We start from the raw sequence: 16202 nt of genomic DNA on the forward strand, positions 1-16202 counted from the left end.
CAGTGCCCCTATAGCTCAGCTGGTAGAGCAACTGATTTGTAATCAGTGGGTCCGCGGTTCGAGTCCGTGTGGGGGCACCAAAATCGCAAGACCCGCGCTCCGCGCTTCCCTCGGACCTGTCCATCGAGGTCCGCCGCCGTGGCGGCGAGTCTGGCTGCGTCCGCCGCTCGGCGGACGCAGTACGGTCGGCCGCCTCAGACGTGCCCGGCGACGGGTTTGGGGGCGTAAGGCGCCTCCAGCGCGGCGACTTCGTCCGCCGTCAGCTCGATGTCGAGGGCGGCGATGGCGTCGCTGTATTGCTCGGCGCGGGAGATGCCGACGAGCGGGGCGGTGATGCCGGGGCGGGTGGCGACCCAGGCGTAGGCGATCTGCGCCGGGGGCACGCCCCGGTCGGCGGCGATCGCGGCGACGGCGGCGACGATGGCGTCGTCCTGTGCCTTCGAGGCGTCGTAGAGCGCGTTGGCGGTGCCGTCGGTCTCGGCGCGCACGGAGCTGCGCTTGCCGGCGAGGACGCCGCGGGCGAGGGGGCTCCAGGGCAGGACGCCAATGCCTTCCTCGCGGCAGAGCGGCAGCATCTCGCGCTCCTCCTCGCGGTAGATTAGGTTGTAGTGCGGCTGCATCGACACGAACTGCGCCCAGCCGTTGGCGCGCTGGAGGCCGATGGCCTTCATGAACTGCCAGGCGAACATCGACGAGGCGCCGAGGTAGCGGACCTTGCCGGCGCGCACGACGTCGTTGAGCGCGTCGAGGGTCTCCTCGAGGGGCGTGCCGTAGTCGAAGCGGTGCAGTTGGAGCAGGTCGATGTGGTCGGTCTTCAGGCGGCGCAGGCTGCCGTCGACCGAGTCCATGACGTGCTTGCGCGACAGGCCCCGGTCGTTGGGGTCGTCGCTCATCGGATTGTAGAGCTTGGTGGCGAGCACGATGTGGTGGCGCGGCAGCATCGGCATCAGCACCTCGCCCAGCACCTCCTCGCCGGCGCCGCGAGAGTACATGTCGGCGGTGTCGAAGAGGTTGATCCCGTGTTCCACCGCCTTGGCGATGATCGGTGCGGAGGCCTTGGCGTCGAGCACCCACGGCGCCCAGTCGGGCGAGCCGAAGGTCATGCAGCCCAGCCCGAGCCGCGACACCTTGAGGCCGGTCCGGCCGAGATTGACATATTCCATTATTACACCTCTTCGCTGGCGTGGCAGGTTTCGGCGCGACGTGCGTGCCGCGGCGGGGGGAGTGGCGAGGCCGCTCCGGATGCGGGCAGGAGAACGCTCTCGCGATGCAAAAGGCCACCAGATTCGCCCGGGAGGAGCAGAAAGTGGCGCGAGGCGTCGCGTATCTGCACAAATAATAGGCAAGACCGAGTGTCACGGCAAGTCATTACACTCCGCAGCCGAAAAAGGTCTTGCGTGATGGAGGAGATCGCGGCCAACCTCCCGGTGATCCAACCGAGTAGAACACTTTGTCCTTCGACTTCGACCCCAGCTACATCGACAAGACACTGCCGGTCCCGGTGGGGCGGCAGCTCTACGGGCTGATGAGCTACCAGCTTTCGCACGGCGACCTGCCGAAGGGGACCAAGCTGCCCTCGGTGCGGCGCATGGCGGCCGATCTCGGCATCGCGCAGGCGACCGTCGCGCAAGTCTATTCCGATCTGCGCGACGCGGGCCTGCTCGAGATGCGGCACGGCTCGGGCGCCTATACCTGCCTGTCGTTCCCGCGCCTGCAGGACACCGCCGCCGCCGCGCTGCGCGCCGAGGTGGAGATCCTGCTCAACAAGGCCGAGCGGCTCGGCGTGCGGCGCGCGGCGCTGGTGGAGATGGTCAACGCGCAGGCCCAGCTGCGGCGCGGCCGGACGGGGCTGCGGATCATCTTCGTCGGCGTCTTCGAGGCCCCGGCCGTCGACTACGTCGACGAGATCCGCCCCCACCTCGCCGCCTCCGACAAGGTCACGATCATGACCTTCGACCAGCTGCGCAACTCCGAGCCCGCGCGCGCGGATTGCCTCGAGGCCGACCTCGTGCTGACGATGCTGCACCGCGAGGTGGAACTGCAGGAGATCGTGCCCCAGGCGGCGGTGATGGGGCTGCGCTTCATCCCCTCCAACGAGACCCGCCAGAAGCTCGCCGGGATCGACCCGCGCGCCCGCGTCGCCGCGATCACCCAGCTCAAGGACTACATCGCCGTGATGCGCCCGAGCGTGAAGCGGTTCGCGCCGCACGTCTCGGACGTGCGGGTGAGCTGGTCGCACGCGCCCGACCTCGCTCAGGTCATCGCCGAGTCGGACGTGGTGATTCACGCCACCGGCGCCGACCACATCGCCCGGATGACCGCGCCGGGCGTCCCCTGTTTCGAATACCGGCACGCGCCCGATCCGGCGGTGCTGGAAGACGAGCTCGTGCCGCGACTGGCCGGGCTCCGCGCCGCCCGGGACCGGATGCCCGTCCCGCCCAAGCCGGCGTCAACGACCAAGAAAGACGCGCATCAACAGGAGATGGAACAATGAAAACGCACCTTCGCAGCTGTGTGGCGGCGCTCGCCCTCGCGGCGGCCGGCGCCGGTATGGCCTCGGCCCAGGAGCTCGTCATCGGCACCGACGTCGACGCCGGCACCCTCGATCCGCGCCTGACCCGCGACACCACCGCCTACCGCACCTCCAACCTGATCTCCTCGGGGCTGGTGCAGCTGACCCCGCAGCTCGAGGCGGTGCCCGACCTCGCCGAGAGCTGGGAAAGCCCGGACGACACCACCGTCGTCTTCACCCTGCGCGAGGGGCTGACCTTCTCCGACGGCTCGGCGCTGACGGCCGAGGACGTCGTCCACACCTTCGAGACCCTGATCGACCCCGACTTCAACGCGCCGCAGCGCTCGCTCTACACGCCGATCGAGAGCGTCGAGGCCATCGACGAGCGCACCGTGCAGTTCAACCTGTCGACCCCCTACGCGCCGCTTCTGAGCTACCTCGACATGGGCATCGTGCCCTCCGACTACGAGGGCGACATGGCGCTCGAGCCGGTCGGCGCGGGGCCGATGGTGCTGGAGAGCTGGACCCGTGGCTCGGAGATCGTGCTCGCCCCGTCCGAGAGCTACTGGGCCGGCGCGCCCGAGGTCGAGCAGGTCACGATGCGCATCGTCGGCGACAACTCCGCCCGCGCCCAGGCCTTCGAGGCCGGCGATCTGGACGTGATCCAGTCGCCGCTGTCGCCAAACGACATTCAGCGCCTGCAGGACATGGACGGCGTCGGCTCGGCGATCATCGCCGGCCTCGGCGTGACCTACCTCAACTTCAACACCTCCGACCCACTACTGTCGGACCCGGAGATGCGGCAGGCCTTCGCCATGCTGGTCGATCAGGACACCATCGTGAACCAGATCTACCAGGGCGTCGACGAGGTCGCGACCTCGGTGATCCTGCCCGGCAGCTGGGCCTACTCGCCCGACATCCAGCAGCCCACCTTCGACATCGAGGGCGCGGTGTCCAAGTTCAACGAGCTCGGCTGGAGCGACAGCGACGGCGACGGCTTCCTCGACAAGGACGGCGAGACCCTGTCGATCACGCTCTCCACCCACTCGGAAGACCCGAACCGGGTGCAGTCGGTCGAGTTCCTGCAGGCGATGATGCAGCAGGCCGGCGTCGACGCCAGCGTCCAGATCTCGGACTGGCCGTCGTTCTCGACCGGCTACGTCCAGCAGGGCGAGCACCAGATCGCGCTGCTCGGCTGGCTCAACATCGTCGACCCCGACCGCATGCTCTACTCGCAGCTCAGCTCCGAGGGCGGGCTCAACTGGGGCGGCTACGACAACGCGGAGGTCGACGCGCTGCTGGAGGAGGGCCGCACGGCGCTCGAGCAGGACGCGCGCACCGAGGCCTACCGGGCCGCGGCCGAGATCATCGCCGAGGAGCTGCCTTACTACATCATCAGCTACCAGGGCTACCAGCTGTTCTGGGACGAGGAGGCCGTCTCCGACGTCACTGCCAACCCGCGCGGCGCGTTCCGCGGCCTGATCGGGCTCGCGACGCCCGAATAAGGCGCCCGCGCCAACCGCCGGCCGCCGTTCCTCCCAGCGGCGGCCGGCTCCTTGCCTTCCAACGGACCCGAGGCTCCCCATGCTCGACCAGCCCCGCTTCCGGCAGATCCTGCCGCCGGCGCATTACGAGGCCATCCACGCCGGCATCCGCGCCGCGATGGCGCGCGACGGGCTGGACCTGCTGCTGCTCGAGGCCAACGACGACATCATCTACACGACCGGCTTCTCGCACTACACGACAGAGCGCCCAGTGGTTTTTGCGATCACCGCCGACGACGCCGTCCTGCTGGTGCCCCGGCTCGAGATCACCCACGCGCAGGATCAGGCCATTGCCGCCGACCTGGTTTCATACTTCGAGTTCCCCGGCGTCACGTCGCCGTTCGAGGCGCTGCGCCCGCGGCTGGGCGAGGTCGCCGGCCGGGTCGGCGTCGCGCCGTCCATGTCGCTGGGCCGCCTCGCGCACCTGCGCGCGGTGTTCCCGCGCGCCGATATCGGCGCCAGCGGCATCGTCGGCGCGATGCGGCTGATCAAGACGCCCGCCGAGATCGCGCTCCACCGCGAGGCGGGCCGGATCGCCGACGAGATGGTCGCCGCCGGGGTTGCGCTGATCGACGAGGCGCTGCGGCGCGGGGGCACGCTGCCCTCGGAGATCGAGCTCGAGAGCCACGTCTCGCGCCACGCGATGCGCATCATGCACGAGGACCACGCCGACCGGATGCTGGTGCAGGGGATGGCCTCCGGGTTGGTCTATTCCGGCGCGCGCTCGGCCTTCCCCCACGCGATGCCGACGGGCAACCCGGTCAAGGTCGGCGAAAGCCTCATCCTGTCGCTCGGCTGCCGGGTCGGCGGACGCGCCTCCGAGAGCGAGCGCACCTTCTTCATCGGCGAGCCCACCGCCGAACAGGCCGGCCACTACGCCATCGCATTCGAGGCGCAACGGCGGGCGACTGCGGCGATGGTCGCGGGCAACAGCTGCGCCCATGCCGACGCGCAGGGGCTCGACCACATCCGCGCCAACGCGCCCGAGGAATGGTTGCTGCACCGGGTCGGACACGGCATGGGCGTGATGTTCCACGAGCCGCCCTGGGTCGAGGCGGGCGACGAGACGGTGCTGGCCGCCGGCATGGTCACGTCGTCGGAGCCTTCCATCACCGTGCCGGGCTTCGCCGGCTACCGCATCGCCGACACGATCCACGTCACCGAGGCCGGCCCCGACCTGCTCACCCACCACCCGCGCCGCATCGACGACATCGTCATCGGCTGACGCGCGGGACGAGAGACCACACCATGACCGACTACATCATCCGCAGGCTGCTGCTGTTCGTCCCGATGGCGCTGGGCATCATCGTCGTCACCTTCGGGCTGCTGCTGCTGATCCCGGGCGATCCCGCCGCGGTGCTGCTGGGGCAGGAGGCGACGCCCGAGAACATCGCCTCGCTGCGCGACGCGCTGGGGCTGGACGATCCGTGGTTCCTGCGGCTCGGCCGCTACATGCTCGAGCTGCTGCAGGGCGACATGGGGGTGTCGATCTTCCAGAACGCGCCGGTCTCCGACATCATCCTCGGCCGCCTCGGCGCGACGGTGGAGCTGGCGCTCGTGGCGCTGCTGATGTCGACCGTCGTCGGCGTCTTCCTCGGCGTGACGGCGGCGATACGGCAGGGCGGGGTGGTCGATGCGGTGGCGATGCTGTTGGCGCAGATCGGCATCTCGATGCCGGTCTACTGGCTGGCGCTGTTGCTGATGCTCGGCTTCGCCGTCCAGCTCGGCTGGCTGCCCGCGATCGGGCGCGGCGAGCCGCTCGTCTCGGCGCTCGGGATGGCGCTGCGCGGCAACCCGGCGCCGCTCTGGGACAGCCTCGCCCACATCGCGCTGCCGGCGCTGTCGCTGGCGCTGAACTCGGCGGCGATCATCTCGCGGCTGGTGCGCACCTCGATGCTGGAAGTGCTGCGCGAGGACTTCGTGCGCACCGCCAAGGCCAAGGGGATGCGGCGCCGCTCGGTGGTCTGGCGCCACGCCCTGCGCAACGCGCTGCTGCCGGTGGTGTCGGTGATCGGCCTGCGCTTCGGCGCGCTGCTCGGCGGCGCGATCCTGACCGAGACGATCTTCGCCTGGCCGGGGCTGGGCCAGCTCACCATCTCGGCGATCTCCCAGCGCGACATCCCGCTGATCCAGGGCATCGTGCTGACCTTCGCCCTGATCTACGCCAGCGTGACCCTGCTGGTGGACCTTCTCTACGCCGCGGTCGATCCGCGCATCCGACTGAGGTAGGCGCCATGACCGACGCGACCGAGCCCGCCATCCCCGCCGAAGGCCCCCGCCGCGCCCGCCGGGTGCGGCTGCCCAAGCCGCTGCGCAACGCCTCGCTGCTGATCGGCGCGGCGATCACCCTGACGATCTGCCTGCTGGCGATCTTCGCGCCGCTGGTGGCGACCCACGACCTGACCCAGATGGACATGGCCAACCGCTTCTCCGGCCCCTCCGCGGCGCATTGGCTCGGCACCGACAATTTCGGCCGCGACCTCTGGAGCCGGCTGGTGGCGGGGGCGCGGATCTCGCTCTCCATCGCGCTGATCGCGGTCACCGCCTCGGCGATCATCGGCACCGTGGTCGGGCTCGTCTCGGGCTATTTCGGCGGCTGGGTCGACCTGCTCCTGATGCGGATCACCGACATCTTCCTCGGCTTCCCGCCGCTGGTGCTGGTGCTGGCGATCGTCGCGGTCATGGGGCCCGGGCTGGTCAACGTGGCGCTGTCGCTGATCGTGGTGAGCTGGACCGAATACGCCCGCGTCGTGCGCTCCACCACTCTGTCGCTGCGCGAGCAGAACTACGTCCAGGCCGCCCGCGCGCTCGGCGCCTCCTGGCCGCGGATCCTGTTTCGCGAGATCCTGCCGAACTCTTTCGGGCCGATCATCGTGCTCGCCTCGCTCGGCCTCGGCACCGCGATCATCTGGGAGAGCGCGCTGAGCTTCCTCGGCTTCGGCCTGCCGCCGCCGGCGCCGACCTGGGGCTGGTCGCTGTCCTACGGCACCCGCTTCATCCGCGACGAGCCGTGGATGTCGATCATCTCCGGCGCCGCGATCATGGTCACGGTGCTCGGCTTCAACCTGCTGGGAGACGGGCTGCGCGACGTGCTCGACCCCCGCCGACAGACCCGCGGCGGCGCCTGAGCGCGCCTGCCCCCAAAGAGACAAGACTAGGAGGACCACATGGTCAAAGACATCATCCGCCACACGCCGCAGTTCACCACGCTCGCCGACGGCAGCGCCGCGCTGCTGCACATGACCGACCTGGTGGGCGAGGAGGACGGGCCGCTGGTGGGCATCTCGGCCTCGATCCACGGCAACGAGAATTGCGGCAGCCAGACCATCGTCGACCTCTACCACCTGCTCAAGGAGCAGCGGATCAAGGGCACGATCCGGCTGCTGCCGGTGGCCAACCCCTCGGCGATGCGCGTCAACGCCCGGTTCTCGCCGATCGATCACCTCGACCTCAACCGCCAGTTCCCGGGCGACCCGAACGGCACCTATTCCCAGCAGCTCGCCGCCGCCCTGACCGAGCACTTCCTGGGCAAGATCGACATCCACATCGACCTGCATTCCGGCACCGACCGGCCGACCGTGGACTACATGTACCTGCTCAACGACGAGGGGCTCAGCCGCGCCTTCGGTTCCAAGCTGCTCTACCGCCCCGACGACGGCAAGCAGGGCACCAAGTTCGGCGGCACCACCAAGGACGTCACCATGCCCCGCGACGTCTCCGCCGCGGTGATCGAGCTCGGCGGCGGCATCGTCGACCAGACCCCCTACATCGAGCGGATCAAGGCCGGCGTGCTCAACATGCTGCGCCACAAGGGCGTGATCGAGGGCGAGGAGACCGCACCGCCGGCGCAGGTCGTGGTCAACGAAATCGCCGGCATCCGCCCCACCAAGGGCGGCTGGATCGAGCCGCTGTCGCCGCCGCTCGGCGAGACCATGAAGAAGGGCGACCCGCTGTTCCGCGTCGTCAGCCCCTACACCTTCGAGGTGCTCGAGGAGGCGACCTGTCCCTTCGACGAGGGAATCATGATCATGGGCCACCTGACCCGCAACATCGTCGAGGCCGGCGATTACGGCTGGATGGTCGGCAACATGGAGGGGGCCACCGCGTGAGCGCGCCAGCGGTCAGCCAGGCGCCGGCCGACGCCCCCGCGCTCGACGTGCGGGGCGTCACCGTGCGCATCACCACCGACGACGGCGGCTTCAACGTGGTCGAGGACATCTCGCTGGCGGTCGCGCCGGGCGAGACGCTCTGCATCGTCGGCGAGTCGGGCTGCGGCAAGTCGATGACCGCGCTGTCGCTGCTGCGCCTGCTCCCCGACGGGGCGCGGGTGGCGGAGGGCGCGATCCGGGTCGGCGACACCGACCTCCTGGCGCTCAGCGAGCGGCAGGCCGAGGACATCCGCGGCGACCGCATCGCGATGATCTTCCAGGAGCCGCTGACCGCGCTGAACCCGGTGATGAAGGTCGGCGCGCAGATCGCCGAGACCCTCGCCCGCCACCGCGGCCTCGGCCGCAAGGCGGCCTGGGCGGCGGCGGTCGCGGCGCTCAAGGGCGTGCAGATGCCCGACGCCGAGCGCCGCGCCCAGCAATATCCCCACGAGCTCTCGGGCGGCATGCGCCAGCGGGCGATGATCGCCCTGGCGCTCGCCTGCGACCCGTCCGTGATCGTCGCCGACGAGCCGACCACCGCGCTCGACGTCACCGTGCAGGCGCAGATCCTCGGGCTCTTGCGCGACCTGCAGCGCCGGCACGGCACCGCGGTGGTGGTGATCACCCACGACCTCGCCGTGGTCGCCGAGACCGCCGACCGGGTGATCGTGATGTATGCCGGCCGCCGGGTCGAGGAGGCGACAATCACCGACCTCTTCGACAGCCCGCTGCACCCCTATACCCGCGGCCTGATGGGCGCGATCCCCAAGGGCCGGGCCGAGGGCGGCGACGGCCGGCTCACCGACATCCCCGGCACCGTGCCGGCGCTCTGGAACCTGCCGCGGGGCTGTGCCTTCGCCCCGCGCTGCCCGCTCGCCATCGACAAGTGCCGCGCCGAGCGGCCGCCGCTCGAGGACCACCGCCCCGGCCACCGCGCCGCCTGCTGGAGGGTAGACGATGCCGCTTGATACGCCCGCCGCGCCGCTCCTTTCGGTGCGCGACCTCAAGGTGCACTTCCCGATCCGCCAGGGCGTGTTCCAGCGCCAGGTCGGCACGGTGCGCGCCGTCGACGGGGTCAGCTTCGACATCGGCCGCGCCGAGACCGTCGGCCTCGTCGGCGAATCCGGCTGCGGCAAGTCCACCACCGGCCTGGCGCTCGCCGGGCTGGTCGAGGCCAGCGCCGGCGAGGTCACCTTCGACGGCAAGCGCGTCGGCACCGAGCGCGGCGCGAGCCTGCAGCGCTACCGCCAGCGGATGCAGATCGTGTTCCAGGACCCGTTCTCCTCGCTCAACCCGCGCCAGCGGGTCCGCGACATCCTGCGCGCGCCGCTCGACATCCACGGCATCGGCAAGGCCAGCGAGCGCCCCGCGAAGGTGCTCGAGATGATGGCCCGGGTCGGGCTGCGCCCCGACCAGGCGGCGAACTACCCGCACCAGTTCTCCGGCGGCCAGCGCCAGCGCATCGGCATCGCCCGGGCGCTGATGCTGAACCCCGACGTGATCGTCTGCGACGAGCCCGTCTCCGCCCTCGACGTCAGCGTGCAGGCGCAGATCCTCAACCTGCTCAACGATTTGCAGGCCGAGCTCGGGGTGTCGTTCCTGTTCATCAGCCACGACCTCGGCGTGGTCGAGCACATCAGCCGCAAGGTCGCGGTGATGTACCTGGGTAAGATCGTCGAGATGGCCGAGCGCGACGCGCTCTTCGCCAACCCGACGCATCCCTATACCGAGCTGCTGCTGTCTTCGACGCCCTCGCTCGACCCGCGCAACCGCCACGACTTCGCCGCCAGCTCCGAGGACGTCCCCTCGGCCACCTCCAAGCCCTCGGGCTGCGCCTTCCGCACCCGCTGCCCCCTCGCCACCGCCGAGTGCGCCGAAATCGAGCCGCCGCTGACGCCGCGCGCGGACGGCCGCACCGTCGCCTGCCACCACAGATGAGACCCCGCGGTCGACCCGCTCTTCCTCGCGCCCCTCAGGAGTACCAATGACCATCGGAACCGACCTCGCCGAGCTGACCGCCGGCATCGACGCGCTCTACCGCGCGCAGCTGACGGAGCAGTCCACGCTCAACGCCGAGGGGCTGATCCCGGTCGCCGTCGCCGAGGTCGCGCCGCGCCCGCTGCGTGACTGGTCCGAGGCCCACGACGCCATCGCGGCATTGCTCGCGCGGGTGCCCGCCGAGGCCGAGGAGGCCGGCCGGGTCGGCTGGCTCACCGAGATGACGCAGTCGCTCGCCTCGCTGGCGCGCATGTTCGCCGGCGAGCGGATCGGCTTCGCCGAGCGCCTGCGCGACCAGCTCCGCGTCGCGCCCGAGCCGATCCCGCAGGCCATCCTCGACGGCTACCGCACCGAGCTCGCCGACGCCCTCGACGCGCTCGGCTACCGCTCCGGAGACCTCGCTGAGGATGTGCGCCGCTGGGAGGACGACACCACCGTGCCCGAGGCCGAGGTGATCGCCCGGCTCGCGGCGATCCAGCGCGAGGCGCAGGCCCGCTCGCGCCGGCTCGTGGTCGACATCGGCGACGACTGGACCGAGCCCGCAGGCGTCCACGACAAGCCCTATTCTGCCTATTGCGACTATCCCGGCCGCCATGTCTGGCTCAACCTCGAGTTCCGCTACACCGAGGCCGATCTCAAGCACCTCGCCACCCACGAGGCGTTCCCCGGCCACCTCGTCCACCTCGCCCGGCGCGAGGCGCTGGTGGCGGCCGGGGAGATGCCGCTCGACGGGGCGCAGGTGGTGACGAACTCCGCCTCGAGCCCGCTGTTCGAGGGGATCGCCGACAATGGCATCGCTCTGCTCGACTGGATCGACGGGCCGCAGGACATCGCCGGTCTCGCGCTCCAGCGCACCCGCAGCGCGCTCCGGTGCAACGCGGCGTGGATGGTCTTCGAGGAGGGCAAGAGCATCGAGGAGGCCGCGCGGGCCGTGGCGGGGCCGTCGTTCATGGACGTTCACCCGATGACCCGGCGGCTCGCCTTCTTGTCGCACGAGCTGCGCGCCCCGTTCCTGTTCGCCTACTGGTGCGGCGACGACGCCGTGCGCCGCTTCCTCGACGCCACCCGCGACTGGGAGCGCCCGCGCGTCGTGCGCACCCTCTATGACGAGATGCACACCCCCACGACGCTGGCCGCCGCCGCGGCCTGACCCTGCCGGCCGTCAGCCGAGGCAGGCCTCGATCAGGAACGGACCGCCCTGGCGGAACGACTGGCGCAGCAGGTCGCCGAGCTGACCGGCGGTCGCGGCCCTCGCGGCCTCGACCCCGTGGCCGCGGGCGAGGGCGCACCAGTCGAGGGCAGGGTCGTCGAGGCTCATCATCCGGGCGGCGGCGTCGCCGTAATTCTCGAGCCCGACATTGGCCATCTCGCCCTTCAGGATCGCGTAGCTGCGGTTGGAGAAGATCACCGTCGTCACGTCGAGCCGCTCGCGGGCCTGGGTCCAGAGGGCCTGCAGCGAGTACATGGCGCTGCCGTCGGCCTGCAGCGTCACGACGCGGCGGCCGGGGCAGGCGACGGCGGCACCGGCGGAGAGGGGCAGGCCAATGCCGATGGAGCCGCCGGTAAGCTGGAGGTAGTCGTGGCGCGGCCCGGCCATGCTCTCGGCGAAGAAGGCGCGGCCGGAGGTGACGGATTCGTCGACGACGACGGCGTCCTCGGGCAGGTGCCGCGCGACGAGGCCGGCGGCGATGTCGGGGGTGAGGGGCGCGTCGTCGGGGGGTGGCTCGGGCGCGGGCGCGGCGGCGGGGACGTCGCCGAGGGCAAGACGCTCGGCCAGCGCCTCGAGGGCGGGCAGCGCTTCGCTGCCGGGATCGACGAGCGGCACGATCTCGCAGCCCTCGGGGTAGAGCAGGCCGGGCTTGCCGGGATAGGCGAAGAAGGCGACGGGGCGCTCGGCGCCGATCAGCACGATGCGCTCGTATCTGGGCAGCACCTCCGTGGAGAGCGCGACGGGGTAGGGCAGCTTCGCGATGGGCGCGCGTCCCGTGCCGCGCTCGATGCGGGCGTTGAAGGTCTCGGCGAGGACGCCGGCGCCGGTGGCGGCGGCGAGGCGCTGGGCGAGCAGGGCGGGGGCCGCGCGCAGGGCGCGACCGCCGAGCAGCAGCAGGGTGCCCGGCCCGGCGGCGATGGCGCGGGCGGCGGCGGCGAGGCGGTCTCCGGCGGGCGCGTCGGCGGCGGGCGGTGCGGCGGCGGGAAGCGGGCCGCCGGGCGCGGGCGACCAGGCGACGTCGGCGGGCAGCACCAGCGTCGCGATGCCGGGCGTGTCGCGCGCGGCGGCCACCGCCTCGGCGGCATCGTGGCCGACGTCGCCGCCGGGCACGGCGCGGCGCACCCAGTTCGACATCGGCGCGGCGAGGCTGTCGATGTCGCTCGCGAGCGGCGGGTCGAGGGCGAGGTGGTCGGTCGCGTGCTCGCCGACCACGTTGACCAGCGGCGTGCGGGCGCGGCGGGCGTTGTGCAGGTTGGACAGCCCGTTGGCGAGGCCGGGGCCGAGATGCAGCAGCGTCGCCGCGGGCCTGTCGGCCATGCGGCCATAGCCGTCGGCCGCGCCGGTGACGACGCCTTCGGCCAGCCCGAGGATGCAGCGCATCCGGGGCCGGGCGTCGAGCGCGCCGACGAAATGCATCTCGGAGGTGCCGGGGTTGGCGAAGCAGGTATCGACGCCGCTCTCGAGCAGCGCGTCGCAGAGACGCTGCGCGCCGTTGGCGGAATTGTCGGTGGACGACATGAAGCTCACCCTGTTACTTTCGATCCTGTCGTATTGCATAGCAATTCGACGCGGTTGTAAATGATCCGGATGCGGCGCGGTGGCCCGGTCCGGTGCGGCGGTCGGAGCAGGTCATGCGGGACAAGGTGGCAGATAGCGAGGCACGGGTGCAGGAGGTGCGTGTGTCGGGGCTCGCCGCCGAGGCGGAGATCGCCGTCGACCGCTGGGGCGTGCCGCACTTGCGGGCGCGGACGCAGGCTGACCTGTTCCTGCTGCAGGGCTTCAACGCGGCGCGCGACCGGCTCTGGCAGATCGACCTGTGGCGCAAGCGCGGGCTGGGGCTGCTGGCGGCCGATTTCGGGCCGGGCTACCTCGAGCAGGACCGCGCGGCGCGGCTGTTTCTCTACCGGGGCGACATGGCGGCGGAGTGGGCGGCCTATGCGCCCGACGCCGAGGCGATTTGCGCCGCGTTCGCCGCGGGGGTGAACGCCTACATCGACGCCGCCGAGGCCGGGGCGGTGCCGCTGCCGCCGGAGTTCGAGCTGATGGATACGCGGCCCGCGCGCTGGGCGGCGGAGGACGTGGTGCGGATCCGCTCGCACTGCCTGACCCGCAATGCGCTGAGCGAGGTGCTGCGCGCGCGCACGCTGGCCGGGGCGGGCGAGCTGGCCGACCGGATGCGCGCCGACCTCGAGCCGCCGGTGGCGCCCGGCTTCGATCCGGCCCTGCCGCCCGAGGACATCCCGCTCGCGGCCATCGAGGATTTCCGCCTCGCCATCGCGCCGGTCAGCTTCAGCCCCGAGCGGCTGGCGGCGACGCTCGAGGAGGCGCCGCTCTGGCGCGCGATCAGCCCGCTCGGCGACGTGGTGGCGGAGAGCGAGAGCCAGGGGTCGAACAACTGGGCCGTGGCGGGGACGCGCACCGGGAGCGGCCGGCCGCTCATGGCGAGCGACCCGCACCGCACCCACGCGCTGCCCTCGGTGCGCTACATGGTTCACCTGTCGGCGCCGGGGCTCGACGTGATCGGCGCCGGCGAGCCGTGCGTGCCGGGGATCGCGCTCGGTCATAACGGGCACAGTGCCTTCTCGATCACCATCTTCGGGGCCGACCAGGAGGACGTGCTCGTCTGCCGCACCGACCCCGAGGCGCCGCTGCGCTACGCCTACGGCGAGGGGTGGCGCGAGATGGAGGTGGTGGAGGAGACGTTCGCGGTGCGCGGCCATCCGGCGCAGTCGCGACGGCTGGAATTCACCTGCCACGGTCCGGTGGTCCATCGCGATGCCGGGCGGGCCTTCACGATCCGCACGGTCTGGAGCGAGCCGGGGGCGGCGCCCTACATGGCGAGCCTGTCGGTGATGCGGGCGAAGAGCTGGGACAGCTACCGCGAGGCGCTGCGGGGCTGGGGGACGCCGTCGATCAACCACCTCTACGCCGACGTCACCGGCGACATTGGCTGGCAGGCGGTCGGGATGACGCCGGTGCGCGCGGGGTGGAACGGGCTGCTGCCGGTGCCGGGCGACGGGCGCTACGAGTGGCGCGGGATGCTGTCGCTCGACGAGCTGCCGCACGCGCTGAACCCCGAACGCGGCTTCCTCGCGACGGCCAACGAGATGAACCTCCCCGACGGTTGGGATCACGAGGCGCGGGCCATCGGCTACGAGTGGGTCGACCGCAGCCGGGCCGAGCGGCTCCACGACGTGCTCGGGCGGCAGGAGACGCACGGCGTCGCCGAGGCCTGCGCGCTGCAGATGGACGTCCATTCCGAGGCCGCCGCGCGGATGCAGCGGGCGCTGACCGGGATGACGCTGGAGGGCGACGACGCGAAGGTGGCCGCCGCGCACCTGGCGGCGTGGGACGCGCAGGCGCGCGCGGAGTCCTCGCCCGCGTTGCTGTTCGAGCTGTGGGTGACGCGCCACCTCAAGCCGGCGCTGTTCCGCGCCGTGGCGCGGGAGGGGGCGGCGATCGGCCTGCTGTGGCCCGGCGCGATCCAGTCGGTGCTCGACACCATCGAGCGGCCCGAGCACTGGCTCGGCAGCGCGGCCGAGCGCGACGCCATCGTCTCGAGCACGCTCGCCGCCGCGTGGGCCGACGCGGCCGAGCGGTTCGGCGCGGACCCGGCGGACTGGCGCTGGGGCGCGTTGCACCGGCTGCCGCTCGAGCATCCGCTGGCGCAGGTGGGCGCGGCGGCGGACTGGTCGCTGCCGGCGATGGAAATCGGCGGCTCGGGCTCGACGCCGAACTACGCCAACTACCGCGTCGGCGACTTCACCGCGATCACCGGGCCGTCGGTGCGGCTGGTGGTGGACGTGGGCGACTGGGACAAATCCGTCTTCGTCAACCTGCCGGGGCAGTCCGGCGTGCCGGGCGACGCGCATTACGCCGACCTCGCGCAGGATTGGCAGGCGGGCATCTACCACCCGCTGCTCTACAGCCGCGAGGCCGTCGACGCGGCGACCGAGACGCTGCTGCGGCTAGTGCCGGGCGGCGGCTGAGGCGGGGGCGTGGGGTCAGAGCGCCTTGGCGGCCGCGATGGCGTGGGGGGCGAAGCGGCGGCGGAAGTCGTCCTCGTCCCACTCGGCGAGCGAGCCGGCGATGTGGATCGCGCCGAGCGGCCGTCCGGCGAGGTCGGTGACGGCGGCGGACAGGACGATCTCGCCGATCAGGCTCTCCTCGAGCGCGCAGGCATAGCCGTCGGCGCGCGCCTCGCGCACCTTGTCCATGACGGCGTCGACGTCGGTGATGGTCTTCTGCGTCTGGGCCTGCCGGTCGCAGCGCTCGACGATGTCGCGCGCCTCCGCCTCGTCGAGCCGGGCGAGGCAGGCGCGGCCGCCCGACGAGCTGAAGGTCGGGATGCGGCGGCCGGCGAGGGTGGCGTAGAAGGTCTCGCGCTTGCTCTGCAGTCGCATGGCGTAGATGATCGTCGTCCCGTCGAAGAGGCTCAGGTCGACCCGCTCGCGCGCCGTCGCGCGCAGCTGCGACAGCACCGGCGCGGCGCGTTCGATGAGGGGATTGGTGCGCAGGTAATCGAACGAACGGTCGAGCAGCGCCTTGCCGGGCAGCAGGCCCGCGTCGTTGCCGGCTCGCTCGAGATAGCCGAGCGTCAGCAAGGTCTGCGCGACACGCTGGGCGGCGCTCTTGTCGATCCCGGCGGCCTCGGCGATCTCGCGCAGCGACAGCGGGTGCGGGTGGCGGCCGAAGGCCTCGAGCACGTGCAGCGCCCGCGCCACCGACTTCAGGAAAAGGCGGTTGTCGACGTCGTCGGCCTGGTCGTTGCGCACCTGTCTCTCCTTGTT

13 protein-coding genes and 1 tRNA gene are annotated in these 16202 nt (G+C 71.5%); 11 read left to right on the forward strand and 3 right to left on the reverse strand.

Annotated features, from left to right (window positions below; genetic code table 11):
* Positions 1-4: 4 nt before the first annotated feature.
* Positions 5-80, forward strand: a tRNA-Thr gene (locus OG2516_RS00455).
* 114 nt (positions 81-194) lie between these two features.
* On the opposite strand, the gene OG2516_RS00460 is transcribed toward OG2516_RS00455, so the two are convergent.
* Complete coding sequence (locus OG2516_RS00460) at positions 195-1163, reverse strand: aldo/keto reductase (RefSeq protein ID WP_007253612.1); 969 nt, start codon at positions 1161-1163, stop codon at positions 195-197.
* A gap of 287 nt (positions 1164-1450) precedes the next feature.
* Between OG2516_RS00460 and OG2516_RS00465 the strand changes: the two genes are divergently transcribed.
* The 9 genes from OG2516_RS00465 (at position 1451) to OG2516_RS00505 (ending at position 11352) form a co-directional block, all read left to right on the forward strand.
* Positions 1451-2494, forward strand: a complete 1044-nt coding sequence (locus OG2516_RS00465; protein ID WP_007253613.1) for a GntR family transcriptional regulator — start codon at positions 1451-1453, stop codon at positions 2492-2494.
* Positions 2491-4017, forward strand: a complete 1527-nt coding sequence (locus OG2516_RS00470) for an ABC transporter substrate-binding protein (RefSeq protein ID WP_007253614.1) — start codon at positions 2491-2493, stop codon at positions 4015-4017. Before OG2516_RS00465 ends, OG2516_RS00470 begins: the two co-directional genes overlap by 4 nt.
* A gap of 79 nt (positions 4018-4096) precedes the next feature.
* Positions 4097-5281, forward strand: a complete 1185-nt coding sequence (locus tag OG2516_RS00475) for a M24 family metallopeptidase (protein WP_007253615.1) — start codon at positions 4097-4099, stop codon at positions 5279-5281.
* Positions 5282-5304: 23 nt separating this feature from the next.
* A complete protein-coding gene (locus OG2516_RS00480) occupies positions 5305-6285 on the forward strand; it encodes an ABC transporter permease (RefSeq protein WP_007253616.1) in 981 nt (326 codons plus the stop codon).
* Between the two features lie 5 nt (positions 6286-6290).
* Positions 6291-7184 (forward strand): ABC transporter permease, encoded by an 894-nt coding sequence (locus tag OG2516_RS00485; protein ID WP_007253617.1) that lies wholly within the window; start codon positions 6291-6293, stop codon positions 7182-7184.
* Positions 7185-7223: 39 nt separating this feature from the next.
* A complete protein-coding gene (locus OG2516_RS00490) occupies positions 7224-8165 on the forward strand; it encodes a succinylglutamate desuccinylase/aspartoacylase family protein (RefSeq protein ID WP_007253618.1) in 942 nt (313 codons plus the stop codon).
* Entirely contained in the window at positions 8162-9172 is a 1011-nt protein-coding gene (locus OG2516_RS00495) for an ABC transporter ATP-binding protein (RefSeq protein ID WP_007253619.1), read from the forward strand. The genes OG2516_RS00490 and OG2516_RS00495 overlap by 4 nt, the downstream gene beginning before the upstream one ends.
* On the forward strand, positions 9162-10142 hold the full coding sequence (locus OG2516_RS00500) for an ABC transporter ATP-binding protein (RefSeq protein ID WP_007253620.1): 981 nt from the start codon (positions 9162-9164) through the stop codon (positions 10140-10142). Before OG2516_RS00495 ends, OG2516_RS00500 begins: the two co-directional genes overlap by 11 nt.
* Before the next feature lie 46 nt (positions 10143-10188).
* Positions 10189-11352, forward strand: a complete 1164-nt coding sequence (locus OG2516_RS00505; protein WP_007253621.1) for a hypothetical protein — start codon at positions 10189-10191, stop codon at positions 11350-11352.
* A gap of 12 nt (positions 11353-11364) precedes the next feature.
* On the opposite strand, the gene OG2516_RS00510 is transcribed toward OG2516_RS00505, so the two are convergent.
* Positions 11365-12930 carry an acetolactate synthase large subunit gene (locus tag OG2516_RS00510; protein WP_040614857.1) on the reverse strand — a complete coding sequence of 522 codons (1566 nt, stop codon included), beginning with the start codon at positions 12928-12930 and terminating at the stop codon, positions 11365-11367.
* Between the two features lie 113 nt (positions 12931-13043).
* Between OG2516_RS00510 and OG2516_RS00515 the strand changes: the two genes are divergently transcribed.
* Complete coding sequence (locus tag OG2516_RS00515) at positions 13044-15401, forward strand: penicillin acylase family protein (protein WP_050769093.1); 2358 nt, start codon at positions 13044-13046, stop codon at positions 15399-15401.
* A gap of 15 nt (positions 15402-15416) precedes the next feature.
* Here OG2516_RS00515 and OG2516_RS00520 read toward each other — a convergent pair whose 3' ends face one another.
* Positions 15417-16187: an IclR family transcriptional regulator gene (locus OG2516_RS00520; protein ID WP_007253624.1), complete on the reverse strand. Its 771-nt coding sequence runs from the start codon at positions 16185-16187 to the stop codon at positions 15417-15419.
* Positions 16188-16202: the final 15 nt, after the last annotated feature.

Source organism: Oceanicola granulosus HTCC2516 (assembly GCF_000153305.1).
Lineage (GTDB): Bacteria > Pseudomonadota > Alphaproteobacteria > Rhodobacterales > Rhodobacteraceae > Oceanicola > Oceanicola granulosus.

Bases quoted from the DNA above. Each gene is read 5' to 3' on its own strand.
- OG2516_RS00460 (WP_007253612.1), bottom strand. From the start codon at position 1,163: ATGGAATATGTCAATCTCGGCCGGACCGGCCTCAAGGTGTCGCGGCTC.
- OG2516_RS00470 (WP_007253614.1), top strand. From the start codon at position 2,491: ATGAAAACGCACCTTCGCAGCTGTGTGGCGGCGCTCGCCCTCGCGGCG.
- OG2516_RS00475 (WP_007253615.1), top strand. From the start codon at position 4,097: ATGCTCGACCAGCCCCGCTTCCGGCAGATCCTGCCGCCGGCGCATTAC.
- OG2516_RS00480 (WP_007253616.1), top strand. From the start codon at position 5,305: ATGACCGACTACATCATCCGCAGGCTGCTGCTGTTCGTCCCGATGGCG.
- OG2516_RS00485 (WP_007253617.1), top strand. From the start codon at position 6,291: ATGACCGACGCGACCGAGCCCGCCATCCCCGCCGAAGGCCCCCGCCGC.
- OG2516_RS00490 (WP_007253618.1), top strand. From the start codon at position 7,224: ATGGTCAAAGACATCATCCGCCACACGCCGCAGTTCACCACGCTCGCC.
- OG2516_RS00500 (WP_007253620.1), top strand. From the start codon at position 9,162: ATGCCGCTTGATACGCCCGCCGCGCCGCTCCTTTCGGTGCGCGACCTC.
- OG2516_RS00505 (WP_007253621.1), top strand. From the start codon at position 10,189: ATGACCATCGGAACCGACCTCGCCGAGCTGACCGCCGGCATCGACGCG.
- OG2516_RS00510 (WP_040614857.1), bottom strand. From the start codon at position 12,930: ATGTCGTCCACCGACAATTCCGCCAACGGCGCGCAGCGTCTCTGCGAC.
- OG2516_RS00515 (WP_050769093.1), top strand. From the start codon at position 13,044: ATGCGGGACAAGGTGGCAGATAGCGAGGCACGGGTGCAGGAGGTGCGT.